Below are 25,635 nucleotides of genomic sequence, written 5' to 3'. Positions count from 1 at the left end.
GGCTCAGGAGTTGGCAATGTTTGATGATCTGAAAGACAAGCGCGTATTGGTTACCGGTTCCACCGCTGGTATCGGTCTGGACGTGGCTCGCTCACTGCTCAAGGCAGGCGCCAAGGTCGTCGTCCATGGCAGCCGCAGCGCCGCTGAGGCGGAGGGACTGCTGGCGGAGCTTTCCGCGCCGGATCGGGTGTTCTACCTGCAGGCCGATGTTCGCGATACCGCCCAATGCGAGGCGTTGGTCAACCAGTCGGTAGAGGCCATGGGTGGTCTGGATGTGTTGGTCAACAACGCCGGTGGACTGGGCGGTCGCCAGGGGCTTGAGGGCATCGATGATGACTTCTTCGATAATGTCATCAATCTCAATATTCGGTCGGTGGTGATGGTGACGCGCTTTGCCATTCCGCATCTGCGCGCCTCTGCCAAGCACAGTCAACAGACCAGCAGTGTCATCACCACGGGCTCGATTGCCGGTCGTGAAGGCGGTGGCCTGGGTGCCTGCCTGTATGGCGGTAGCAAGGCGATGGTGCACAACCTGCATCGCAACTGGGTGAAGGAATTCACCAAGGACAATATCCGCTTCAATACCGTGGCACCCGGCACCATCGATACCGCTTTCCATGAAGACAAGAGCGATGAACTCAAGAAGACCATCGCGGGCAGCATCGCCATGGGTCGCTTTGGTCAGTGCGCGGAGATGGCGCCGACCTACCTGTATCTGGCCTCTCATGATGCCAGTGGTTATGTCACCGGCCAGGTCATCGACGTCAACGGCGGACAGATGTGTCCTTGAGTCTTCATTGAAGCTTGCATCACGACAAGCGCGGGCTGTCATGCATGGCAGCCCGCCGGATGACAACGACGCCAAACTATCATCACGAGTGGCCACGCCATGGAACAGACATTGCTATTTGATCGCACGGCGCTGAAGGAATTGCGCACGGCCTACGAATCGGATGATCGGACGGGGCTCTTGGCACGCCGTCTGGCCCATGCCGAGCAGGACATGCAGGCCATTCTGAACGAGCCGCTGAGCATTCCGGGCCAAGGCGAGGCGGGGGGAAAGGAACACGCGCGCCACAAGCTCAATTATCAGCAGGCCAGCCTGGCCTCACAGCTGTGGCTGGTGACACGCAATGAGGATTATCTCGCCTTTGTGCGTCGTCTGTTGTTGGGCTATTCGCAGAGTTATGAAGCGCTGCCTGCCCATGTGTCCAAGGACAGCAATCCGCCGGGCAAGCTGTTTCACCAGTGTCTGAACGAAGGCATGTGGCTGCTGTATGGCGCGGATGCCTACGGCAACATCAAGTCAGCGCTGCCGGCCGCCGAGCGTGAACAGATCGAGCAGCATCTGCTGCGGCCGATGATTGATCTGCTGGTGGTGCAGAATGCCCATGACTTTGATGTGGTGCATAACCATGGCATCTGGTCTGTCGCGGCAGCGGGAATCGCCGGCCTGGTGCTGGACGATGAAACGCTGGTCATCCAGGCGCTTTACGGCAATGCGCGTGATGGCGTCAGTGGCGGTTTCCTCGCGCAACTCGATCAGCTGTTCTCACCCGATGGCTACTACCTGGAGGGCCCGTACTACCATCGTTTCGCGCTGCGCCCGATGGTGCTGTTTGCCGAGGCACTGGTCAATAGTGGCACGCGTCGTGACATCTACGCCTATCGCGACGAGATCATTCGCAAGGCCATCCTGTGCCTGCAGCAGGTCGCGTTTCCCGATGGCCGCTTCCTCGCCTTGAATGACAGCTCCAAGACGATGGGCCTGATCGATGAAGGCGCGATGCTTGGCGCGGCCACGCTGTTGAATCGTTATCAGGATTCGCGTCTCAATCCTGCGGTCGCGGGATTGCTGCGCGACAACGTTCAGCACTTGCCGTTGTGTGCCGGTAGCCATGCTCTGGCGACATTCGCCGAGACGGCGGAGCGGGCACCCCTGGCCCGTGACAGCCAGTTCATCAGTGACGGCCATGCAGGTGATGCGGGTGGGCTGGCGATTCTGCGAGCACCTTCCGCAAGCGGTGGTGAGAGCATGCTGTACCTGGCATTTGGCCAGCATGGTAGCGATCCCGGCCTGCATTCGGCGCTGGATCATGGTCACTTCGATGGCCTGCACTTCGGCTATCACAATGGCCGCCATGAGGTGCTCACCGATTATGGCTTCAGCCGCTGGGTGAATATCGAGCCCAAATTCGGCGGACGCTATACCCCGGAGAATCGCTCCTACGCCAAGCAAAGTGTGGCGCACAACACCCTGGTGGTGGACGAGACTTCCCATCATGGCCTGGACACGGCGCGTGCCTGTGAACACCACGGCAGCCTGGTGTACTTCGAGACATCTGACCCCGCACTGCAAGCCGCCAGTGCACGTCTGGAAGGTTATGTGCCTGGCGTGACGCTTCAACGCAGCCTGGCGCTGGTGACACTGCCGGGTATCGCAGAGCCACTGGTGATCGATCTCATGCGTGCGAGTAGTGATACCCCCCACCGCTACGACACTCCACTGCATTTTCAGGGGCAGCTGATGGTGTCTGATCCTTTGCTGAAACAGCAGGCGTCACCCACGGCATTGGGTGATGCCAATGGCTACCAGCATCTCTGGCAGCTGTCTGTCGGTGATGAGCAACCAGCGGGAACGTCGCAGGCCGTGACCTGGTTGCAGGACGATCACTTCGTCACGGCGCGCCTGGTGTGCTCAGACGCTGCCACGCTGGTGCAGGGACTGATCGGGGCGAATGACCCCGACAGCAACCTGCGCGGTGAGCCTTATCTGATGCTGCGCTCTCACGGCACACGTCACACGGTGGCCAGCGTCATCGAGACGCACGGTGTCTTCGATGAAGCGCGCGAGATCTCAAGTGATGCACGCCCCCATGTCACGAGTTCTCGACTGCTGCATGACAGTGACGAGGCTTGCGTGCTGGAACTTGAAACAAGTGATGGCGCTCGACACCGGTTGGCCATGGCGCTCACCACGGGGGGGGATCACACCGTGGAAGTGGCCGGCGACACTCTCACGTGGCAAGGCTGGAGCGCATGGGTGTGACCGTCAGTGACAAACATTGGTCGATAGCATGCTGTTGGCAGGGGCCAGTTCGGCCTGAAGAAGCCAGGTGGTCCTCTATTTCAATGGAACCTATTTATGTCGGCACCTAGTGAATATCTGCTCTGGTCCCACGCGGAGCTTGATGAGATTCGCCAACAGCGTAGCGCAGACAATGCGATGGGACGCAGTCTCGCAGCGCTCGAGGTCCGTGTGACGGCAAGCCTTGCGCGCGGTGTGGTGATTCCGGGGCAGGGCGAAGCGGGAAGCTTTGAGCACAACACGCACAAGGAAAACGCTCGTCTGATCGAAGGCGCCGCGCTGCTGGGGCGTCTCGATGATGATACTCGCGCGCTTGATCACGCACACGAGCTGCTGGCGGGTTACGCCGCCTGTTATCGCGAGATGCCATATCAGGTCGCGCGCAATACCAATCCGCCGGGCAAGCTGTTCCATCAGATACTAAATGAGCACATCTGGTTGCTGCATGCGTCCTTGGGACTTGCATTGCTCAAACCGACCTTGAGTGAGGCGCAGTATCAGACGCTGCTGGAAGGGCTTTTCCGCCCGATGCTCGAGATGTTCACCGAGACCTATCGCCACGATTTTGACCGTATCCACAATCATGGCCTGTGGTCTGTCGCGGCGGTCGGGATCTGTGCTCTGGTGATCGACAGTCCGTCGCACCTGGCGATCTCCATCGATGGTCTGGACGGCACGGGTGAGACGGGGGGCTTTCTGGCGCAGATTGCGCTGCTGTTCTCACCGCAGGGCTATTACGTCGAAGGGCCTTACTACCATCGCTTCGCCATCCACCCGCTGTGCCTGTTCGCGGAGGCGCTGGTGCGCCACTGCCCGGAGCGCAACATCCTCGAACACGCCCAGGGGCGTATCGGCAAGTCACTCAATGTGCTGTTGTCCTCGGCGTATCCCGATGGCCGTTTTCCGGCGCTCAACGATGCTTCGCGGACCATGAATCTCGATGATGAAGGCGCGCGCTGTGCCATGGCCTTGCTGGCGGCCAGATATGACGCGCCGAGTGAGCTGCTGACATTGGCACGCCAGCAAGCGGGCTGCTGGATACAGGCCAATGGCGTGGTGCTGATGCGTGCCATGCGTGAAGTCTCGCATGAGGCGGAAGTGAGAAGTCAGCTCTTCCACGATGGCCCCGAGGGCAACAGTGGCGGGCATGCGCATCTCAAGCGCGGCAAGGGGCTGGCCGCGCAGCATGCAGTGCTTACCGCGGGGCAGCATGGCATGGGGCACGGGCATTTCGATGAGCTGGGGCTGACGTTCTTCTCGCGTGGCAAGGAAGTGCTCAAGGAATACGGCTTCGCGCGCTGGGTGAACGTGGAAACCAAGTTTGGCGGGCGTTACCTCAAGGAAAACGAGGGCTATGCCAAGCAGAGCGTTGCCCACAATCTGGTGGTCGTGGACATGCAGTCCCAGCACGACGGGGATCACGCGCTGGCGGACACTCAGCACGGTAATGTCGCGTTGCTGGATGGTTGCGCTGCGGGGGCCCGCGCCCAGTGTGACAACGCCTATGAGAATGTTGCCATGCAGCGCAAGGTGCTGCTGCTGGAAAGCCATCACACCGAAACGCCGCTGCTGGTGGACATCATCTCGCTGCAATCCGAGCAGCCTCACGTCTATGACTACACCTTCAATCACGGTGGCCAGGTCATTCGCTGGTGGGATGGCGAGTTCACGGCGCTTGCCGCATGGGAAGTGATGGGGAATTCAGCAGGCTATCAGCATCTGTGGAAGACAGGGCAGCTCACGGCAGATACCGCGCACAGCATGACGTGGCTTGACGGGGACAGCTTCCATAGCTGGCATCAGATCACCCAGGCCCCCGCGGACGTCTTTGAATTGCGGGTCGGTGCCAATGACCCACAACACAATCTGCGGCCTGACGCCAAGGTGATGACCCGACTCACGGCGACCACACAGACCTTCTACAACCTCTTCGAAAGCCACGGCCACTTCAATGAAGCGCTTGAACAGTGCGGTGGCGCGCGTCCAGAGGTGATCAGTTTCACCACGCTGCCATCCCCAGACGGGGTGACGGTGCTGGAGCTGACTTTCAGCACGGGCCAGCTGGTACTGGTGCTGACGGACCCTTCGCTGTTGCCAGCACTGCATGAATTGGAGATCGGTGAGCAGTACTACCGCATCGATCAGGAGGTGATGCTCCTCGAGCGATAGATCACACGGACGACAGGTGCCGGATGACAGGCGTGATGGCTGTTATCCGGTCTCAAGCACTGAGACTCAACATTGAGGTTGGAACGATCCAAATACAGGCAGAGACGCTGCATCTCAGCACGTCCTGCACGCTGACAGTAGACCCCGGAGCAAGGGATAGGCTCTGGGCAAGAGCGCACTGCCGGGTGCGCAACAACAACGACAAGACAGATAAAGACAAGAGTGCAACGCCATGAACTTTGATCTGGATACTGCCGTCATCGGCATATATTTCCTCTTCCTGATTTCGATCGGGTGGCTCTTCAGGACCTTCACGTCCACGACCAGCGATTACTTTCGCGGCGGGGGCAACATGCTGTGGTGGATGGTCGGCGCAACGTCGTTCATGACTCAGTTCAGCGCCTGGACCTTCACGGGGGCGGCCGGCAAGGCCTACAACGATGGCTTCGCCGTGGCGATCATCTTCATGGCCAATGCCTTCGGCTACCTGATGAACTATCTGTATTTCGCCCCGCGCTTCCGACAGCTGCGGGTCATCACCGTCATTCAGGCAATACGTCAGCGCTTCGGTGCCGTCAACGAGCAGGTGTTCACCTGGTCGTCGATGCCCACCAGCATCATCAATGCCGGCATCTGGCTCAATGGTCTGGCCATCGTGACTTCGGGGCTGTTCGGCTATGACATGAACACCACCATCGTCGTCACCGGTCTCGTCGTGCTGGTGATGTCGGTCACGGGGGGCTCCTGGGCCGTCATCGCTTCCGATTACATGCAGATGGTCATCATCATGGCTGTCACCATTACCTGTGCGGTGGTCGCGATCATCAAGTCAGGAGGGCCTGCGCATGTGGTACAGGACTTCCCGGTCGACTTCCTGATCGGCGGCGACATGAACTATCTCTCGCTGTTTGCACTCTGGGGTTTCTTCATCTTCATCAAGCAATTCAGCATCACCAACAATCTGTTGAACTCCTATCGCTATCTGGCCGCGAAAGACTCCAAGAATGCGCGCAAGGCGGGTCTGCTGGCCTGTGTGCTGATGACCATCGGGCCTTTCATCTGGTTCATGCCCAGCTGGTTCATGGCCAGTGAAGGTATCGATCTGTTCGCCATGTATCCGGATGCCGGTGCCAAGGCGGCGGACTTTGCCTACATGAGCTTCGTCAGCCTGTATATGCCGGCCGGCATGCTGGGGCTGCTGGTCGCGGCGATGTTTGCCGCCACCATGTCCTCCATGGACTCAGGCCTGAATCGAAATTCCGGTATCTTCGTGAAGAACTTCTATGAAGTCATCCTGCGTCCCAAGGCCTCCGAGAAGGAACTGCTGCTGATGTCGCGGCTGTCTTCCACCGTCTTCGGCCTGGCGATCATCGCGTTTGCGCTGTTCATCAACTCCCTCAAGGGGCTGAGCCTGTTCGACGCCATGATGTATGTCGGCGCGCTGATCGGTCTGCCGATGACCATCCCGGGGCTGCTTGGCTTCTTCATCCGCAAGACGCCGGACTGGGCGGCCTGGGCAACGCTGGTCGTGGGTGGTTTCGTGTCCTACTTCGTTGGCTTCGTCATGACGCCTGACACCCTCGTCAGTACCTTCGGGCTTGAAAACGACCTGACCTCCCGTGAGTGGAGCGATGCAAAAGTCGCCGTGGGCATCATGGCTCACACCATCATCACGGCTGGATTCTTCGTCATGACCACGCTGTTCTATCGCGGATTGTCCGAGGAGCGTGAAGCCGAGGTAAATACCTTCTTCACCAATCGCGATACGCCGGTCGTCAGTGATGACGACGAACACCGCGGCGTGGACAACCGTCAGCGCAACATCCTCGGTTATCTGATTCTGGTCGCAGGTCTGGGCGTGATGCTGATGTTCCTGGTACCCAATCCCTTCTGGGGACGCATGGTCTTCGTGCTGTGCGGCGGCATCATCCTGGCGATCGGTCTGCTGTTGGTGACCTCGGTCGACAAGAAGGGGCGCGCACAGGAAGAGGTACTGGTCAGCGAAGGTAGTTCGCGCTGATCACGCCAGATGCTGGGGTTGCGTTCGGCCTGATACGGCGCGGCTTCCTGCACTGACAGCTTGTAATGAGTCGATTTACTGAATCCCTGGACCTTGCGTCCATACCCAGCACTTGATCCCCACCACTTGGCCGGGCACGCCAGCCCGGCATGTGGGTCGATGAGCAACGCCTCATCGACTGGGGATCTTGCCGCCCGCGTTTGGAGCTGGAACGTTCCACAACGCCACTGAAGCAACAGGCACACAGCGTGTCAGCCAGGACTGGCGGCGCGGCAGGAATGATGATGCCTGAATGTCAATTGACTGACGCTTTATAAAAACAAAGAGGTTCGCCATGCAACACTACAACAAGATCTCCCTCGGCAAGATATCCCTCGCGATGGCCGGCGTAATGTTGGCCAGCAGTGCACAGGCTGTCACGTTGGATATACGTCACGAATACAAGCATCACTCTGACCAGCATGCTACGCGCGTCAAAGTCAGTGATTCCATCAACAACTTCTATTACGGGCTGGAAACGAAATTCGGTGCCGAGAAGGACAGTGATGGCTCACAGGCGGCCATGAGCAATCTGGAGCGCGGCGACAGTGAAATAGACTGGGGCTTCAAATTCAAGCTGGATGAGAATTGGTATATCCAGCCAGGCATGCCGATTGCCTTTGGTGACAACAAGTATGCACTGAAGCCTCAATTGCGGATCGGCTACAAGGCCAGCAGCATCCCGCTGACGACGGCACTGCGTTATCGGCGTGAATTCGTCAATGACAGTGAGGATTATCATGATGATTATCAGCAGAACAAGGTCACCTTCACCATGTCGTACAATCACGGCAAGAATAAATACTGGCTGGAAGCCAACTATTACAAGAACGAAGACAAGGATATCTACGACAACACCCGTGAAAACTATGATTACATCTTGAGCGCCGGCCGTCGTATCGGCTCCTGGTTCCCCTATCTGGAGCTTGCGGACGTCAGCTCGAGCTCCAGTTCGGATACACGTCAGCTCAAGACGCGTGTCGGCCTCAAGTATTATTACTGAGGTATTCAGGTGTTGTACTTGTTGCTTGAAACCAAGGCGTTCAGGTTCTGTTCGAAATGTCGCTTCACACGATGGTAGCGACATTCGCAGTGATGATATCCAATCGGATAGTCGGCAAGGAGCTTCATGACACAGCTGGATAAAGTCGCGCTGTTCTTCTCCATCGTGCTCATCGTGCTGACTATCGTGGTCTATCGTCGTCGCGCCGAAACGCCGGATGGCTTCATTCGTGGCAGCGGCAATGTGCCCTGGTGGATGGCGGGGAGCACGGCGTTCATGACGCAGTTCTCTGCCTGGACCTTCACCGGGGCTGCCCAGAAGGCGTTCGAGAACGGGTTTTCGGTCTTGATGATCTTCTGGGGCAATGCACTGGGTTTTCTACTCGCGGCGCTGTATTTCGCGCCGCGTTTCCGACGACTCAGAGTCAGTACCTACTCCGACATCATTGCGCTGCGCTACGGCAAGGCAACGCAACTTCTCTATGTCGTGAGTCAGATCTTCCTGACGCTAATGACCGCCTCGATCGGTCTGTATGGCGTCTCTCTCTTTCTCAGTGCGGTATTGGGGTTATCTGTCCTCACTCTCGCCGTATTGATCGGTAGCATCATCATCGCCATCACCCTGGTCGGGGGCGTATGGATCGTCTCAGCCAACAATTTCATCCAGATGATGCAGCTGGCGGTGCTCACCCTGGTGATCGGCGGCTTTTGCATCAGTCTGCTGGTGAGCGATACCTTGATATTGCCGGCATTCGACAAGGCCTTCTGGGTTGGCGGCAGTGATTACAGCGTCGCCATCATGATGGTCTGGTCGGCAGCAATGCTGATCAAGCAATTCATCAGTATCAACAATGCGACCTCCAGCTATCGCTTTCTCACCACGGCGGATGACAGTGGCGCCCGCAAGGCAGCGCTGCTGGCCTCTATCCTCTTCGTCGTTGGCCCCGTCACCTGGTTCCTGCCACCGTGGTTGATGGGGGCGGCAGATATCGATCTGGCGGCGCTTTACCCCCAGCTCGGCAAGGACGCCGCCAACGTGGCCTACGTGCACTTCATCATTCATTACTTGCCTTCAGGGGTGCTGGGTCTGGTGATCTCGGCCATGCTGGCGGTGACCATTGCGCCGATCACCACCGCCTTCAATCGCGATGCCGGGGTGATGATGACGCTGATCATGCCATTGTTGAAGGAGTCGGGCGGTATGGCGTCGCGGCTCGTCATGCTGGGGCGCGCCTTTGGTGTCATGCAAGGCATCATCGTGGTGCTGTTCGTGATCATGCTCAGTCGGCTCGAGATGTTGAGTCTGTTCGATATCATGATCATGTTTGGGGTGTTGTTGCAGATGCCTTTGGCACTGCCTGCACTGATGGTGCTATTCAATACGCGTACACCGGACTGGGCAGGCTGGGGCAGTGTGCTGGTCGGGATCAGTGTGACTAGCGGTAGCTATCTATGGCTGGATGCCGAGATGCTGCAGCAATTACCGGGGTTGAGTGGCTTTCCTGCTCAGCAGTTGGTGGATATCCGACTGGCGCTCGCGCTGGTCATCCAGATAATCAGCGTCGTCGGATTCCTGTGTCTTGCCCGCTACCTTTACGCCCCAGGGCGATCGTCCAGACGTCGCGATGAGCTGTCCCGATTCTTCCGCAATCTGCGCAAGCCAGTGATCGTGGATCAACAGGCCCCCGAGCGCAGTCGGGCACCCAGCATGCCGGCCCGACTGCTGTGGGTGGCAGCCGTATTATCCTTGGCACTGGCCATCTTCTCTTCAAGCCTGGCGGGGGCGGCATTCTTTGTCTGTGTCGCGGCAGGGCAGCTGGTGATGGCACAACTGATGCGCTGAGGCCATGGTCACCACTGGCTCTGTCAGGTGCTTTCACCGACTCTGAGCGTGAATCCCAGGTCATGACTCACCTCACCGACCGGCTCGCCATTGATGCGTGCAAGCAACTTGCGTGCAGCCATGCGGCCTATCTGCTCCCGGGGCGAGAGGATGGTGGTGAGCTTTGGCGTGACGTGCTCACCAATGGGTAGGCCATTGAAGCCTGCGATCGCGATGTCATCGGGAATACGCACGCCCAGGCGGGGTGCAGCGAGAATCGCGCCGCAGGCCATGTCGTCATTGGCGAAATGAATGGCATCGCACTCCGGATGACTCTCGCGAATGCGCTCCAGTGCCTGGGCGCCACTGGTCATCTGCTGGCGGACGGGAAGATCCAATAACGGAGCCTCCTCGATACCGGCAGCGGCGAGTGCCTCACGATGTCCGGCGTAGCGCATGGCAGCACGATAATCGAGATCAAGCTCTGCACCCGCGAAGTGGATGTTGCGATAGCCGCGTGCCAACAGGTGTTCACACATGACGCGTCCCGCGGCGACATGATCCATCCCCACATTCAGATCCAACCCTTCCCCCAGCTCCATGATCTCCACGATGGGCTGATTCCAGTTTTCCAGAATCTGGCGTGTCGCGTCAGTATGGCGCAGCCCCGTCACGACAAGTCCTGCGGCTGACCAGCCAAGAAAGGTGCGTATCAGCTGGGTCTCGCGTGCGAGATCATAATCCGTCTTGCCGAGCAGCAGTTGATAGCCGTGCGCCTCGAATTCGTCCTGTAGCCCCTTGATGACGTCGATGAACACGATGTTGGACAACGACGGCACGATGACAGGAATCACGCGACTGGTCGCCGAGGCCAGGCTACCCGCAATCATGTTGCGCACATATCCCACCTTCTCGATGGCGGCCTCGACCTTGAGACGTGTCGCCTCGCGCACGCTATCCGGACTATTGAAGTAGCGCGACACCGTGATGGAGGAAACACCCGCCTCCTTGGCAACCTCATTGAGCGTTGGTTGCATCGCACCCTTGCGGTGACGCCGTGATGATTCGGGGGGATTAGACATTTGTCGCGTTTTCTCATCTGCCGCTTGTCGTGGCTTGCAGCCTACTCTATTACTGATGTTAGCGCTAACATGGTAGCGCTAACATTCAGCCCGAATAGGTGAGTCATGGACGCCTTGATGCGGGTTCGGGAAATGCTTCAGCAGGAGATGCCAGATGTCAGCAGCAACTACTTCACCAGTGATCGGGCTCATCGGCCTCGGGGCCATGGGCATGGGCAGTGCTCGCGCCATGCTGGAGGCGGGATTTGACGTGATCGGGTGTGATATCTCACCGATGGCGTGTCAGGCGTTTGAAGCCGCAGGCGGTCGTTGCGTGTCGTCACCTCTGGCGCTGGCAGATGAATGCCAGGTGGTGATGCTGGTCGTCGTCAATGCTGAACAGGTCGAGCAGGTTCTTTTCGGGACAGAGGGGCAGGGCGGCCTGGCCGAACAGCTGTCACCGGGAAGCCTGGTGATTCAGTGTGCAACCGTGGCGCCGAGCTTTGCTCGCGAACTGGAAACACGCCTTCATGGCTTGAAGCTTGAGCTTCTGGATGCACCCATCAGCGGTGGGGCCGTCAAGGCGCGCAGTGGTGAGCTCTCGGTGATGTCATCCGGGACTGCATCAGCATATGCCAAGGCTGAGACCGTGCTGTCGGCGATGGCCGCCAATGTCTATCGTCTCGGCGACTGTGCTGGTCCGGGCTCCAGCGTCAAGCTGGTCAATCAGCATCTGGCGGGCGTGCATATCGCGGCGGCTGCTGAAGCCATGGCACTGGGCATGAGCATGGGGATTGATCCCGAGACGCTCTATGACGTCATCACGCATTCCGCCGGTAATTCCTGGATGTTCGAAAACCGGGTGCCGCACATTTTGAAAGGCGATTACACGCCGCTGTCCGCCGTCGATATCTTCGTCAAGGATTTGAATATCGTGCACAGCACCGGGCGTGAGCTGAAGCTTGCCATGCCGGTCGCGGGTAGTGCTCTGCAGCAGTTTACCGCTGCCAGCGGCGCAGGATTCGGGCGCGAAGACGATTCTGCCGTCATCAAGGTCTATCAGCGACTGGGCAGCTTCAGTCTGCCGGCCGCGAACGATGCCGAAGGAGTGCAATGATGCCGATCGTACTGGGTGGCATTGCTGATGACTTCACTGGTGCCACGGATCTGGCCAATAACCTGGTGCGCGCCGGCATGCGAACTCTGCAGGTGATCGGTGTGCCACAGGATGACAGCCGCGTAGACCTGCAAGACATTGATGCAGTGGTCGTGGCGCTCAAATCGCGCAGCTGTCCTGTCGACCAGGCGATCAGTGAGTCACTGGCGGCGCTTGAATGGCTCAAGGCGCAGGGTGCACGTCAGCTGTACTTCAAGTATTGCTCCACCTTTGACTCCACCGCGGAGGGCAATATCGGACTGGTGGCGGATGCGCTGCTGGAAGCACTGCACAGCACACAGACCGCATTCGTGCCGGCATTCCCGATCAATGGCCGAAGTGTCTATCAGGGCCACTTGTTCGTGGGGGATCGTCTGCTCAACGACAGCGGTATGCAGCATCACCCGCTCAACCCGATGACGGATGCTGATCTCGTTCGCGTGCTGTCTCGCCAGACGCCCCATGCAGTGGGGCTGCTCGATCACGCCACCTTGGCGCAGGGGAGTGAGGCAGCCGCTGAGCATCTCGCGTTGCTGGCCCGCCAGGATGTCCGTCACGTGATCTGCGATAGTCTCGATGAGCGTGATCTGGAGGTGCTGGCGGAAGTGCTGGTCGAGCATGCCCTGGTCACTGGCGGTTCCGGATTGGCGCAAGCCTTGCCGGCACAATACCGCCACAAGGGCTGGCTTGAAGAAATTGATGACGCTGCGGCACTGTCGCCGGGACAGGGTGCCGCCATGGTGCTTTCCGGCAGCTGTTCACGCATGACGCTCAAGCAGGTCACTCATTTCGCGTCACGTCACCCCGCGTTCGCCCTTGATCCTCTGGCGTTGCAAGAAGGGGATGCCCATTTCGAGGCAGCGCTGAGCTTTGCTCGCGAGCAACTGGCGTCGGGCGCTGGGCAACCTTTCCTGATCTCTGCCTCGGCTGAGCCGGCGCGCGTCAAGGCCGCGCAGGACATGCTGGGTGTCAAGCAGGCCGGTGAGCTTGTCGAATGCGCACTGGCCAGTCTGGCCAGCACGCTGGTCGCGGAGGGTGTCGGGCGTTTGCTGGTGGCGGGCGGCGAGACATCCGGTGCGGTCGTCTCGGCGCTCGAGATTCGTGAGCTGCGTATCGGTGGCCAGATCGACCCCGGCGTACCCTGGACGCAGACGCCTCATCCGACCACTTCATCGACTCAACCGGGTGCCACGCTATCACTGGCGCTCAAGTCCGGTAATTTCGGTGGTGAAGACTTTTTCACGCGTGCCTTTGATGTCCTCAATGGCATGCCTCGGGATGGGGAGATTCAATGAGCCAGACTCAGCATGAGATAAATGCCCTGCGTGAGCAGATTGCCACCTATGGAAAGTCGCTGTTTGACCGCGGCCTCACCATGGGGTCCAGCGGCAATATCAGTCAGCGTCTGGACGACGGCGGATGGCTGATGACGCCGACCAACGCCTGTCTGGGGCGCCTTGATCCGGCGCGTATCTCGCGTCTTGATGCACGTGGGCAGCTCATCGAGGGTGATGCACCGACCAAGGAAAGCTTCCTGCACCGGGCCATGTATGACGAGCGTCCTCAGTCTGGTGCCATCGTCCATCTGCATTCCACGCATTCGGTTGCGGTGTCGTGCCTGCCCGGTGTGGATACCTGTGAGTGCATCCCACCACTGACGGCCTATTACGTGATGCGGGTCGGCAAGCTGCCCCTGGTGCCTTACCACATGCCAGGCGACCCTGCGCTGGGAGATGCAGTCCGCGGCCTGGCCGGCCAGCACAGTGCGGTATTGCTGGCCAATCATGGTCCGGTCGTCGCCGGCAAGACATTGGAAGCGGCGGTCTATGCCACTGAAGAACTCGAAGAGACCGCCAAGCTCTTTCTGCTGCTGCGGGGTGAAAATCCTCGCGGTCTGACACCCGAGCAGGTCGCACAGCTTGAAGCCAAGTTCGGCCGGCCATGAATGCCCACTTGAGCCAGCCAACACGCCACCGCCTTTTCGCGATACCCAAGGAGCCATCATGATCCGATTGGCCGCCAATCTCAGCATGCTGTTCACTGAACATGAGTTTCTCGATCGCTTTGCCGCAGCAGCCGAGAGTGGCTTCACCGGTGTCGAGTACCTGTTCCCCTATGCCTATGCGCCAGAGGTGCTGCGTGAAAGGCTCGATGCACATCAATTGAAGCAGGTGCTGTTCAATCTCCCGCCAGGCGACTGGGAGGCCGGTGAGCGCGGGCTGACCTGTCTGCCGGGACGCGAAGAAGAATTTCGTGCCTCGGTGGCCGAGGCGATCCGCTATGCCGAAATTCTCGACTGCCCGCGTGTGCACGCGATGGCAGGTCTGGTGCCGGCAGAAGCCGACGAGGTGACGCGTGCCCGCCATACCGCCACCTATCTCGCCAATCTTGGCTATGCCGCTGCTGAGCTGGCCAAGGTGGGCAAGACTCTCTTGATCGAGCCGATCAATCCCCGGGACATGCCGAACTTCTATCTCAGTGGTCAGGCGCAGGCGCGCGAGATTCTCGCCCGGGTCGGCGCCGCCAACCTCAAGGTGCAGTTCGATCTCTATCATTGCCAGATCGTCGAGGGAGATCTGATTCGTAATCTCGAGGCGCAATTCGCGCACATGGGCCATGTCCAGATTGCGGGCGTGCCGGACCGCCACGAACCGGACGGCGGTGAAGTGCACTATCCCGCGCTCTTCGCGCGGCTGGAAAGCTTGGGCTACGACGGCTGGATCGGCTGTGAATATCGTCCGCGAGGCAAGACTCGAGAAGGGTTGGTCTGGGGCAAGGATCATGGATTGACGAGTGGTTGACGGTCTGTGGCAAGCCACTCGTCACTTGTGACCAAGCACTTGGGACCAGCCGCATGCCGCTTGCCGTGTGAGGCAGCAGGAGCCTGGCTCTGAATGCCACCACGTCGGGTGATTTCCCGTCCTGGGTGCTGCCGTTGTGCATGATTCATCACTTTGGGGTGGCAAATAATTGGTATGCTGTGCATACCAATGTGGCTTGCGCACATTGCGAACACGGCCTTTTTTAGGCTATTGGTTGTACTTATCGACGAAAATGTTGACCTGAGTCCCTTGGTCGCTCTAGATTTGCGCAACAACTGGTATGACTATTAGACCAATAATGAATGAGATATCGGTGTGAGCCTCTAGATGAATATGGCACGGCGTCCATCGAATAACCGGAAGGAGATAGCGGATGCACGTCATGATTACCGGCGCGGCAGGATTTCTCGGTCAGCGCCTGACAGCCGCCTTGATCGAGAAGGGCAGCCTCAACGGCCAGCCCCTCTCGCGTCTGACTCTGCTGGATCAGATTGAAGCTCCGCGGCCTGAAGTGGTCTCGGCGCTGACAGTCGAGGTAGTGGCTGGCGATATCGCAGATATCTCGGTACTGGAGCGCTGCCTGGCTGGTGAGCCACAGGTCATCTATCACCTGGCTGCCGTCGTCAGTTCCGCAGCGGAAGCGGACTTGTCCCTCGGCATGCGGGTGAATTTTGATGCGACCCGCTTGCTGCTGGAAGGCTGCGCAGCACGGGGTCTCAGTACCACGCGTCTTGTCATGGCCAGCTCTGTTGCCGCCTATGGGGGGGATCTGCCCGAGATACTCGAGGACATGACGGCGTTGGTGCCGCAGAACTCCTATGGCACGCAGAAGGCGATGTCGGAGCTTCTGATCAACGACTATAGCCGTCGTGGCCTCATTGATGGCTGTGTACTGCGCTTGCCAACCATCATCGTACGTCCCGGCCGACCCAACGCCGCGGCCTCAAGCTTTGCCTCTTCTCTCCTGCGCGAGCCGCTCAATGGAGAAGCCGCCATCTGTCCGGTGCCGACGGATCTCGAGATGTTCGTGATGTCGCCGCAGCGTGTCATTGAGGCATTGCTCAAGGGAGCGGAAGTCCCCGCTGCCGCCTTTGGGCTCTCACGCTGTTTCATGCTGCCGGGCATCACCGTCAGTGTCGCCGAGATGCTTGAAGCACTTGAACAGATGGCAGGGGCTGAGGCGCTGGTGCGAGTCAGTCATGTGCCGGATGCACGCATCACGGCCATCGTCTCCAGCTGGCCAGCGCGCTTTGAGACACGCAAGGCGCGTGCGCTGGGCTTCACGGGCGATGCAGATCTCGCCGACATCATCAGCCTTCATCAGCGTGATCGTGACGTCCTGGCCAATGGCAACTGACTCACGGTGACGTCGTCATTCGAATGCCATAGGAGAGACACTTCAAGACTAGTTCGGCCGTAACATCACACAGCATTTCCGCCAGGTACGACACAGATCCGCCGCCAAGCTCCACATGACAACACCAAAAAAATACACCAACGCCACACAACAACAAGAGAATAGGAGACTCCCATGACAGACGCCGCCGTCGCGGGACCACAGGTCATCATCGGCCTGGGTATCGCCATCTTCGTCATGATCTATCTAGTACTGAAAACCCGCGTGCATGCCTTGCTGGCATTGATCATCGCGGCCTCGCTGGCCGGCCTCATCGGCGGCATGCCGCCCAACGAAGTTATCAATGCCATCACGACCGGCTTCGGCAAGACACTGTCCACCATTGGTCTCGTCATCGGCTTCGGTGTAATGATGGGGCGGGTGCTAGAAGTGTCCGGTGCGGGTCAGCGCCTGGCATACGCCATCCTCAATCTGCTGGGAAAGAACAAGGAAGAGGCCGCGATGGCGCTGACGGGCTATATCGTCTCTATCCCGATCTTCTGTGATTCGGCCTATGTCATCCTGAATCCGCTGGTTCGCTCACTGGCTCGCAACAGTGGTCGCTCGGTCATCGGGTTGGGCATAGCGCTGGCGGCCGGTTTGATCATCACACACTCGTCGGTGCCCCCGACCCCTGGCCCGCTGGGCGTGGCAGGCATCTTCGGCGTGGATATCGGCTTGATGATCGGCTGGGGGCTGGTTATCACGGCGCCTGCACTTGTCGTGCTTGTCATCTATGCCCGCATCATGGGGCCGCGCATTGAAGCGATGCTGGAAGCGCAACCGGGCGGTTTTGAAGGAAGCGTCAAGAATGATAGTGGCACCATGATGGCGGATACTGAGCTACCGTCGTTACTGATGTCCTGCATGCCGATTGGTCTGCCGATCGCGCTGATCTTCCTCAATACGCTGCTGGGCGCGGTGATGGGTGATACCACCAATGTACTCACCAGTACGGTCGCCTTCATCGGCAACCCGGTCATTGCGGTGGGGCTTGGCGTGCTGGTGGCGATCTATGGCCTGATGCCCAAGACACCCAAGCAGGAAGTGTTCGAGCATCTGGAAAAAGGCGTCGAAACGGCCGGTATCATCCTGTTGGTGACTGGTGCCGGGGGCGCGTTGGGGTCTGTGCTGCGTGCCAGTGGTGGTGGCGACTACATTGCCATGCAGGTAGCAGCACTGGGTCTGCAGCCCCTGTTGATTCCGTTCATCATCGCGACGCTGGTTCGCTTCATTCAAGGGAGCGGTACTGTTTCGATGATCACGGCGGCCTCCATCTCTGCGCCTATCCTGATGGGAATGCCAGACGTCAATATGGTGTTGGCGGCACAAGCTGCCTGTATCGGCGCAATGTTCTTCAGCTACTTCAATGATAGCTATTTCTGGGTGGTCAATCGCATGCTGGGCGTCAAGAGTACCAAGCATCAGATGCTGGTACTGACGCTGCCTTCAACATTGGCATGGGCAGTCTCCATCGTGACCCTGTTGATACTCAACGCTATCATCGGATGATGTGCGGATAGCGTCATCGAATCACGCTTGCCGTGATCGTCAGCGAAATGAAAAGCCGGGCCTCTCGATGAGGCCCGGCTTTTTTTGATGTATTTATCACGCCTGCAACTCCACAGGCGTGGCGTGAGGGGCTACACTGCGCGCCGTCATTTTCATTCATGCCACGTTCATGCCGGAGATTGTCTTGGTTCCGCACGATTCCACCGCTACATCAGGTTCACCTGCCGCTGGCTCGCCTGTTTTATCTTCTACTATGCCTTCTGATCCAGACACTCTTGAGACTTGCTCGTCACTTCCACGCATCGTGTCTCCCTCTACATGGCGAGGCTGGTGTCTGCTGGTGATCTTCATGGCCCTGATCGCGCTGGGGATCTGGCCGGTCATCGGGTGGGTCAATCGTCAGAGCATGCTGTGGGGAATGCCGTCATTGGTGATCTGGAGCTATCTGATCATCTTCGCGTGCAGTGGCGTGATGTGGCTTGCCAACATGTGGCTGGATAGCAGTGAGGAGACTCGGGATGACTGAGCGGATCAGCACGCTTTTCGGCACCTTCTCCCACCTGCATGACAGCATTCCGTTGCTGGTGACGCTGGGCTATATCGTGGTCGCCATGCTGATCGGGCTTGGCGCGCGCGGTGGCCGCAAGATGGACACACTGGAGCAATGGGGAGTGGCTGGGCGATCGATGGGGCCGGTGACGCTCTATCTATTGATCGCAGCGGGCAGCGTGAGTGCCTACACCTTCATGGGCGCGCCGGGTTGGGCTTACAGCAAGGGTGTTCCGGTGTTCTACGTCGCCATCTATCTGGCCTATCTGGCGCTGGTGGCGTGGTACTTCGGCCCCAAGGTCTGGAAGTTCGGCGAGCAATTCGGCCATGTCACCCAGGCCAGCGCGATTGCGGATCGTTATCAGAGCCCCGCACTCGGCGCGCTATCGGCGCTGGTGATGTCGATCGCCTCCATCGCCTATGCAGTGCTGCAGACCATCGGCTCCGCTTACATCTTGTTGGTGATGAGCGGCGGAAGCATCCCGCTATGGGCGGGCGTGCTGCTGGTGCTGAGTGCGATTGCCATCTATCTGTTCGTCAGTGGTCAGCGTGCGATAGGGCGCACCAATGTGTTTCAGGGCGTACTGATGCTGGTAGTGGCGTGGGTGATCGGGGTGTGGGCCGCGTATCTGGCGACTGGAGAGTGGGGCTTTGCTGGCGTCTTCGCGCGTGTCGCGGACAGTCATCCAGAGTATCTGCGCCTGCCGGGGGCGGGTGGTGACATGAGTTTCAGTTTCTGGACGACCTCGATCATCGTCTCGATGCTGTCCTTCATGCCGCCGGTATGGACCCAGTGGATGAGTGCATCATCAGCACGCACCATTCGTCGCAGTGCCAGTTGGTTGCCGACCTATTACGTGGTGATACTGCCGCTGGTCGTTGTCGGGTTCATCGGTATTTTCAGTCTGCCGGAACTGGCACGCGCTGACACGGTGGTGCTCGAGTACGCCATGGCCAACATGCCAGTGTGGTTGGTGGGCTTGCTGGGCGCGGGGACGCTGGCTGCCTCGATGTCATCCAGTGAGCCCTTCATCCATTCCGTGGCGTTGAGCCTCAGTCGTGATGTCCTGCAGCCCAGCCTGGCCTTGAGCGATAGTCGCGCTGGTAAGCTGGCACGCTGGCTGATCTTCCCGGTCATGTTCCTCGTCATCGCACCATTGGCGATCCTGGAGCCGGGTAACCTGGTGATGATTCTGCTGATCGGGTTAGGCTTTGCCTCGCAGGTACTACCGGCCTTCATCGGCATGTTCTTCTGGCCGCGCGCCTCGGCTATCGGGGTAATCAGCGGTATCTGTGCAGGCTTTGTGGTCACGGTGGTGTTTACCACTATCTGGCCGCATCCGCTGGGGATTCACGCGGGCTTCTGGGGCCTGATGCTCAATCTGCCGGTATTCGTGGTGGTGTCGCGATTGACCCGCCCCGTTGATGCGGCAGTGACCCTGCGCTTCTTCCGCATCGCAGCTCCCTGGCACTTCGATTGATGTCTGAGAGATGCCGAGAAGTGCGAGGTCACGGGAAACGTGGCGGGGCGAGGATTGTCATGATGACCCCGAGTTTTCTGAACAAGAGATGACACCCAGGGTCTCATTCGTGCGACAACTAGTGCGGAAAATGAGGAAACAGGCTGAGAAGCGGTGCATGACTTGCAACTCCTGGGGCAGGAGGATAATGTTTTAGAACATTGTTTTCTTATTGGTTGGCCATCGATACCAATAGACACCGAGGAGATTCATCATGCGTAAAGGCACTTTGATCAGCCTGGTAATGGTTTCCGCTCTGATGGGGTCTTCGCTATCACTGGCAGCCCCCCAGGATGACCATTACCAAGAGCAAGGAAAGCAGGAGCAGCAAGGCCAGCAGCAAGGCCAGCAGCAACAGAAGCAGCAACAGAAGCAGCAACAGAAGCAGCAACAGAAGCAGCAACAGAAGCAGCAACAGAAGCAGCAACAGAAGCAGCAACAGAAGCAGCACCAGAAGCAGCAATCACACAACAAGCCCGCGGCCAATCATCCCGCGCATGGCTGGAAGCAGGGCGGCCATGTGCCGCGTGATTACTACGCCAACGAACGCTACTGGGTCAGTGACTGGCAGTCGCACAACCTTTCCCGTCCGCCCCAGGGCCATCGCTGGATTCATGTGGACGGCCGCTATGTGCTGACAGCGGTAGCGACAGGTGTGATCACGGCGATCATCCTGGGTCAGTGATGGGGGAGAGGCATCGACTGTGATAGCCATGCATTGAGCCCACCGGTAATCACAGAAGGTTCGTCAATTGACTTCTTCGTTGCCGTGCTAGCGCCACGTCATTGACTGGACGCCACCTTCGGGTGGCGTTTTTGATAGGGGCTGCGTGCTATCACCTTATCGCCGGTGTGATCGACAAAGACGTGGCGAGCGTCGTCATTCCGTCACGTTGGACAAGCAGATGTGAACGATTGTATCCATATTCCCTGTCATGATGAGGCTTCTGGCATTCTTCTCCCAGCGATAACGACTTGAGCAATGCCAAGTCATTACGAGTGGGGGCGGTGGGATGAAGGAGCTCTTGGTACTGATAGACAGGCAGTTGGAAAGCCCAGGCCTGCTGGGTATTGGTTTCCACTTGATATTGGAGGAGAAATTTGAGCGTGATGTGCATCAAGAGAGAAGTCGACAGCTAACATATATGGGGGGTGTTGCCATCACCATTTATGTACTGTTCTTGTTCAATGACTTACACATGCGCCCCGACCACTTTATGGAAGCTGTCATTATTCGTGTCGGTATCATGGCGCCCATTGCCCTGGCCTGTATTTTCTTGTTGAAACGTGGCGTGACACCGGCGTTGCGCGAAATGATCATGTCGGTACTCATCTGTTTTGCCATGTTGTTTACTGCACTATTGTTGCAGCTGTCGGTGTCGGCGCACTCGTTCCTGGATCTCTTTGCTCTGGGGTTGATCGTGTTGGTCGGCAATGTCCTGTTCCAATTGCGTTTCTGGTTTGCTCTCTACACGTCGATCTTCAATATCATCGTGATGCTTTATCTGGTCAATTATCACCCGATATCGTTCGATAATGCCGGACTCATGGCCATGATGGTTTTTTGTGCCGTCACCATATTCTCGATCATTTCCAACGTGCGTGCCGAAAAAGCCGAACGCCTTTCCTATCTACTGTTACTTCGCGAGCAGCTGAGGGTTGAAGAGTACACTGATAAAAGTGAGGAGTTTCGTCGTCTAGCCTCTATTGATCCGTTGACCGAAGTCTATAATCGCCGTCATTTTGATTGCCTGGTGAAATCGCTGATCAGCAAACACGCGAGTCATTCCCTGCAATATGGCGTTGCCATGATCGATGTCGACAAGTTCAAGTGTTACAACGATAAATATGGCCATGTGAAGGGTGATATGTGTTTAAAGCGGATCGCGACTGCCATTTTTGAAAGCGTGCATCCTGACGTGGATATCGTGGCTCGTTTTGGCGGTGAGGAGTTCGTGGTTCTGTTCCCCTCTACCGGACCACGCGACCTGCTGGCTCGTGCTGAGAAGATTCGCCAGCATGTCAGAGGGTTGGCGCTGCCACATGCTGACAACGTCAATCAGGGCATCGTTACCATTAGCGTGGGAGTGTCGGCAGTGGGTACGGGAGATGCTTATCGCTTCGAGAGTGTCTTGCAGCAGGCAGATGAGGCTCTCTACCGCGCCAAGTCCAGCGGTAGGGACAGGTGTATTCTGGCGACGGGAGTCGAAGCGAAGATGAATGACGAGCCAACTATCGCGTAATCGTATATTTCTGCATCTTCTTGACCAGCGTCGACTGATTGATGCCCAGTGCGCTAGCAGCGGCGCGGGTCGTACGGTGGTTGTTCAGTGCCTGTCTGATCAGTTGACGCTCCAGAGCCTCGGTTTTCTCCTTGAGCGTTGCCTCGCGCAGGGCATCCGTTGCTGAAGTGGGGGCGTCGAAGCGTTGCTCGCGTTGTTGATCACGCTGTTGCCCACGGTACGTCGCGCTGACGGAGTCGCTATCAGGGGCAGAGTGAGGAGTCGACGGGATAGCACCGAGCGTCCCCGCCAGGCACTCTATCGGCAGCATCTTCGGTGTGATGAGCTCATCGCAGGTCGTGACGACGAGTCGCTCGACCAGATTGATCAGTTCTCGAATATTGCCAGGCCAGTCATGGCTGCCGAGCAGTTCAAGCGTTTCCGGATCAAAGCGACAAACGCGGGCATGGCGGTGACAGAAATGCGACAGGTAATGATGCAATAACGGTGTGATCTCAGCGCGACGCTCACGTAGCGGGGGTAGGGTGATCGGTACGACGCTCAAGCGATAATAGAGGTCTTCTCGAAAGCGCCCCTCGCTCACCCGCACCCGCAGATCATGATGAGATGCCGTCAATAGACGTACGTTGGTGCGTTTCAGCTCGGTACCGCCGACCGGCATGAAGCGTTGTTCCTCCACTACCTTGAGTAGCTTGGCCTGTAACGACAGGGGAAGATCACCGATTTCATCAAGGAATAGCGTGCCACCATTGGCGACATCCAATAGTCCCTGCTTGCCGCGAACGCTGGCGCCGGTGAAAGCACCGGGCGCGTAGCCGAATAACTCTGCCTCCAGAAGTCCTTCCGGCAAGGCTGCACAGTTGAGTTCGAGAAACACGCTAGTGGCGCGCTCGCTGTGTTCGTGAAGATAGCGCGCCAATAGCGTCTTGCCCGTGCCGGTTTCGCCTTGAATCAGCACTTTTACATCAGTGGCCGCCACTCGCTCGGCCAGCGCGAAGCAATCGGCTGTGGCATCGCTGGTGACCAGCTCCAGTGATTGTTCGTCGGTACCGGAATTGACACTGTAGGTATCGTGCAACGAATGCAGTTGGCGTAGTTGCTCCTGGGCATGCTTGGCGCGCAGCAATTCGGTGATATCACGCACACTGGTGACGACATGACTCAGGGTCCCGTCATCGGCCTGCATGGGCATACCACTGACCAGTATCTTGCGGCCGTCACGCAGGCTCTGTACCAGTGTGACTGGCTGGCCATCGCGAATGACTTCAAGCGATACGGATTTGGAGATATAGCCGCTGCGTACCAGTTCGCGCATGTGGCGCCCCAGTATATCGCTACCCTTGAGGCCGGTAATGCGCTCATAGGCCTGATTGATGGCCACGGTCACGCCGTGGGCATCGGTGATATAGACCCCATCATGCAAGGCATCCAGAAGTCGCTGGATTGGCACGCGGGTCAGTCGATCTTGTGCGGGCTGTATCGTGGCTGCCGTATCAGAGACAGTCGATGAAGCGCCGCGATAAGGTGGGCGTGTGCCTTCCCGTGCGAGACGTTCCTTGAGTTCACCCGCCGATTCGACATCCTGCCGCGTCAGCACGCCAATCACCTCCCCCTTCGGGTCGATGACCTTGACCGCATCGAGCGATTGGCGGTCCAGCAGCGCTAGTGCGGCTTCGAGCTTGAGATCCTGTTCCACGTTCTGCATCAATCGTTCCCCTGTCAGAAGCCCCCGCACCGTCAGGCAACGGGGGCGCATGGGGTTACGATACGTCATTGGTCGCTGACGTGGGCGGCGTCTTCTTGATAACAGAGGCGCCAGCATCTGCCTTTCCGATATCACGGCTGAACGTTTCGTCGATTTCGCCAGAGAAGAAGCGCTTGCCGTAAATCAACAGGCACAGGGCGATGCCGATGCCGAAGGCCCAGGCGGCACCCTTGATGACCAGCACTGCAGCAATCACGCCGGCGATACCGAGGTCACGCTGACTGCGCGCTTCCAGAATGCCCAGTCGTACGCTGACGTAGCCTTGGATCAGCAGCGTCAGTGCCAGTGCAATGCCGAGTATCGGCTGGACGAGGCTGACGATGGGTAGCAGCAGCAGGCCAGTGTTGGTCCCCCAGCGGAACGAGCCCGAGCCGCCAAACAGCGAGTTCATCGCCTGTTTGCCTTCCTTGTAGCGCTCGACCACGACAACCTGCATCGCTGCCCATAGCGGGCCGCACATGGTGACATCGGGTCCAAGCAGGCTCATCAGCGTATTGCGGCCGCCGAATATCATGTGCGCACGGTTGGCGTCGTAATCGATCTTCTCGTCCGGTCGTGCCTCATCAGCTTCCTCAACCAGCGCCTTGGACTGCAGTACATCGCCAAACAGTACGATATAGGCTGCCAGTACGGTCGGCAGCGCCGTCAGGAACATCGACAACGGCGGTAGGCCTACCCCAAAGACGGTGTACTGACTGAACATGGTCACGAAGTCAGGCTGGCTAAAGCCCCACTGCACATCAGGCCATGCCGCTTCGCCGGCCAGCGGTGCGACGATGATTGCCAACAGAATGATCGGGAAGATACCGAGCTTGCCCAGCGTACCCCACATCCGGCTTGACGATTTCAGCTGGGCGAAGTGACGCGAGAAGATGATGTAGAAGGCCAGGCCCACGGCAATGCTGATCGTGATGGGGTAGGTGTCAAAGCGTCCGCCTTCCTTGAAGACAACCGAAATGGCCGCCAGGCCCGCGCCCATGATGATACCGGCCTTGATGGCCGAGGGAATCAGGTTGACCACCTTGCTCGCCAGCCCCGTTCGCCCGAGCACGATCGACAATATGCCGAGCATCAGCTGGAAGGCAATCAAGGCATGGACTCGCGTCTCACCCTCCGGAAAGGTAGCGACATACGCGATCAGTAGCGGAATGGCAGGGGTGATCCAGCCGGGAATGACAGGGTCGCCCAGCAGGTGGTGGACCAGATACAGCAGCCCGTTGATCATCACGATAGCGAGCGCTGCCTCAAAGGGCATGCCCAGTAACTCAGTCATCAGCGGGATGGCGGCAAGATCAACCGCACACATCAGTAGACCTTGCAGATAGTCGGGCAGCTCAAAGCGGTAATGCAGAAAGGGAAGACGAATCTTGAAAGGCCCAAGGGCATAGTAGGGGCTTTCTTCTCCCGATTGGCGAGTTTTCCACTGGCTCATGGTGACGTTCCTGTTGTTATCGTTATGCGGTCGAATCGT

General features: G+C 58.4%; 19 protein-coding genes. 16 read left to right on the top strand and 3 right to left on the bottom strand.

Annotation, left to right across the window (positions count from 1 at the left end):
- The first annotated feature begins 16 nt into the window (after positions 1-16).
- The 6 genes from GQR90_RS10360 to GQR90_RS10335 all read left to right on the top strand — a co-directional run bounded on the left by GQR90_RS10360 (position 17) and on the right by GQR90_RS10335 (position 10,161).
- Positions 17-790 carry an SDR family NAD(P)-dependent oxidoreductase gene (locus GQR90_RS10360; RefSeq protein ID WP_158774040.1) on the top strand — a complete coding sequence of 258 codons (774 nt, stop codon included), beginning with the start codon at positions 17-19 and terminating at the stop codon, positions 788-790.
- A 99-nt stretch (positions 791-889) separates the two neighbouring features.
- Positions 890-3,049, top strand: coding sequence for a heparinase II/III domain-containing protein (locus tag GQR90_RS10355; RefSeq protein ID WP_158774039.1), 2,160 nt, complete (start codon positions 890-892; stop codon positions 3,047-3,049).
- A gap of 96 nt (positions 3,050-3,145) precedes the next feature.
- Positions 3,146-5,257 (top strand): heparinase II/III domain-containing protein, encoded by a 2,112-nt coding sequence (locus GQR90_RS10350; RefSeq protein WP_158774038.1) that lies wholly within the window; start codon positions 3,146-3,148, stop codon positions 5,255-5,257.
- Between the two features lie 232 nt (positions 5,258-5,489).
- Positions 5,490-7,277, top strand: a complete 1,788-nt coding sequence (locus GQR90_RS10345) for a sodium:solute symporter family transporter (RefSeq protein WP_158774037.1) — start codon at positions 5,490-5,492, stop codon at positions 7,275-7,277.
- 334 nt (positions 7,278-7,611) lie between these two features.
- A complete protein-coding gene (locus tag GQR90_RS10340) occupies positions 7,612-8,319 on the top strand; it encodes an oligogalacturonate-specific porin KdgM family protein (RefSeq protein WP_158774036.1) in 708 nt (235 codons plus the stop codon).
- 126 nt (positions 8,320-8,445) lie between these two features.
- On the top strand, positions 8,446-10,161 hold the full coding sequence (locus GQR90_RS10335) for a sodium:solute symporter family transporter (protein WP_158774035.1): 1,716 nt from the start codon (positions 8,446-8,448) through the stop codon (positions 10,159-10,161).
- A gap of 23 nt (positions 10,162-10,184) precedes the next feature.
- Here the strand turns inward: GQR90_RS10335 and GQR90_RS10330 are convergent, their stop codons facing one another.
- The gene (locus tag GQR90_RS10330; protein WP_158774034.1) at positions 10,185-11,222 is read right to left on the bottom strand and encodes a LacI family DNA-binding transcriptional regulator; all 1,038 of its coding nucleotides are present in this window, start codon (positions 11,220-11,222) and stop codon (positions 10,185-10,187) included.
- A gap of 154 nt (positions 11,223-11,376) precedes the next feature.
- Between GQR90_RS10330 and ltnD the strand changes: the two genes are divergently transcribed.
- From ltnD to GQR90_RS10280, 10 genes are all read left to right on the top strand, one after another.
- Positions 11,377-12,318 carry an L-threonate dehydrogenase gene (ltnD, locus tag GQR90_RS10325; protein ID WP_158774033.1) on the top strand — a complete coding sequence of 314 codons (942 nt, stop codon included), beginning with the start codon at positions 11,377-11,379 and terminating at the stop codon, positions 12,316-12,318.
- Positions 12,318-13,652 (top strand): 3-oxo-tetronate kinase, encoded by a 1,335-nt coding sequence (otnK, locus tag GQR90_RS10320; RefSeq protein ID WP_158774032.1) that lies wholly within the window; start codon positions 12,318-12,320, stop codon positions 13,650-13,652. Before ltnD ends, otnK begins: the two co-directional genes overlap by 1 nt.
- Positions 13,649-14,302, top strand: a complete 654-nt coding sequence (gene otnC / locus GQR90_RS10315; RefSeq protein ID WP_158774031.1) for a 3-oxo-tetronate 4-phosphate decarboxylase — start codon at positions 13,649-13,651, stop codon at positions 14,300-14,302. The genes otnK and otnC overlap by 4 nt, the downstream gene beginning before the upstream one ends.
- 58 nt (positions 14,303-14,360) lie before the next feature.
- Positions 14,361-15,158, top strand: coding sequence for a 2-oxo-tetronate isomerase (otnI, locus tag GQR90_RS10310; RefSeq protein ID WP_158774030.1), 798 nt, complete (start codon positions 14,361-14,363; stop codon positions 15,156-15,158).
- 394 nt (positions 15,159-15,552) lie between these two features.
- Positions 15,553-16,536, top strand: coding sequence for a D-erythronate dehydrogenase (denD, locus tag GQR90_RS10305; RefSeq protein WP_158774029.1), 984 nt, complete (start codon positions 15,553-15,555; stop codon positions 16,534-16,536).
- A 174-nt stretch (positions 16,537-16,710) separates the two neighbouring features.
- Positions 16,711-18,087: a GntP family permease gene (locus GQR90_RS10300; RefSeq protein ID WP_158774028.1), complete on the top strand. Its 1,377-nt coding sequence runs from the start codon at positions 16,711-16,713 to the stop codon at positions 18,085-18,087.
- 349 nt (positions 18,088-18,436) lie between these two features.
- The gene (locus GQR90_RS17630; RefSeq protein ID WP_233266225.1) at positions 18,437-18,613 is read left to right on the top strand and encodes a hypothetical protein; all 177 of its coding nucleotides are present in this window, start codon (positions 18,437-18,439) and stop codon (positions 18,611-18,613) included.
- Positions 18,606-20,117: a sodium:solute symporter family protein gene (locus tag GQR90_RS10290; RefSeq protein WP_158774027.1), complete on the top strand. Its 1,512-nt coding sequence runs from the start codon at positions 18,606-18,608 to the stop codon at positions 20,115-20,117. Before GQR90_RS17630 ends, GQR90_RS10290 begins: the two co-directional genes overlap by 8 nt.
- A gap of 253 nt (positions 20,118-20,370) precedes the next feature.
- Complete coding sequence (locus tag GQR90_RS10285; protein ID WP_158774026.1) at positions 20,371-20,841, top strand: RcnB family protein; 471 nt, start codon at positions 20,371-20,373, stop codon at positions 20,839-20,841.
- Between the two features lie 328 nt (positions 20,842-21,169).
- On the top strand, positions 21,170-22,399 hold the full coding sequence (locus tag GQR90_RS10280) for a GGDEF domain-containing protein (protein ID WP_158774025.1): 1,230 nt from the start codon (positions 21,170-21,172) through the stop codon (positions 22,397-22,399).
- Here the strand turns inward: GQR90_RS10280 and GQR90_RS10275 are convergent.
- Both GQR90_RS10275 and GQR90_RS10270 read right to left on the bottom strand, forming a co-directional pair.
- Positions 22,389-24,104: a sigma-54 interaction domain-containing protein gene (locus tag GQR90_RS10275; protein WP_158774024.1), complete on the bottom strand. Its 1,716-nt coding sequence runs from the start codon at positions 24,102-24,104 to the stop codon at positions 22,389-22,391. The genes GQR90_RS10280 and GQR90_RS10275 overlap by 11 nt on opposite strands.
- A gap of 55 nt (positions 24,105-24,159) precedes the next feature.
- A complete protein-coding gene (locus GQR90_RS10270; protein ID WP_158774023.1) occupies positions 24,160-25,596 on the bottom strand; it encodes a hypothetical protein in 1,437 nt (478 codons plus the stop codon).
- Positions 25,597-25,635: the final 39 nt, after the last annotated feature.

It is taken from the genome of Cobetia sp. L2A1 (assembly GCF_009796845.1).
In the GTDB taxonomy this organism is placed as follows: Bacteria; Pseudomonadota; Gammaproteobacteria; order Pseudomonadales; family Halomonadaceae; genus Cobetia.
The sequence above is the reverse complement of the archived record's forward strand: the minus strand, read 5'-3'. Positions and strand labels throughout refer to the sequence as shown.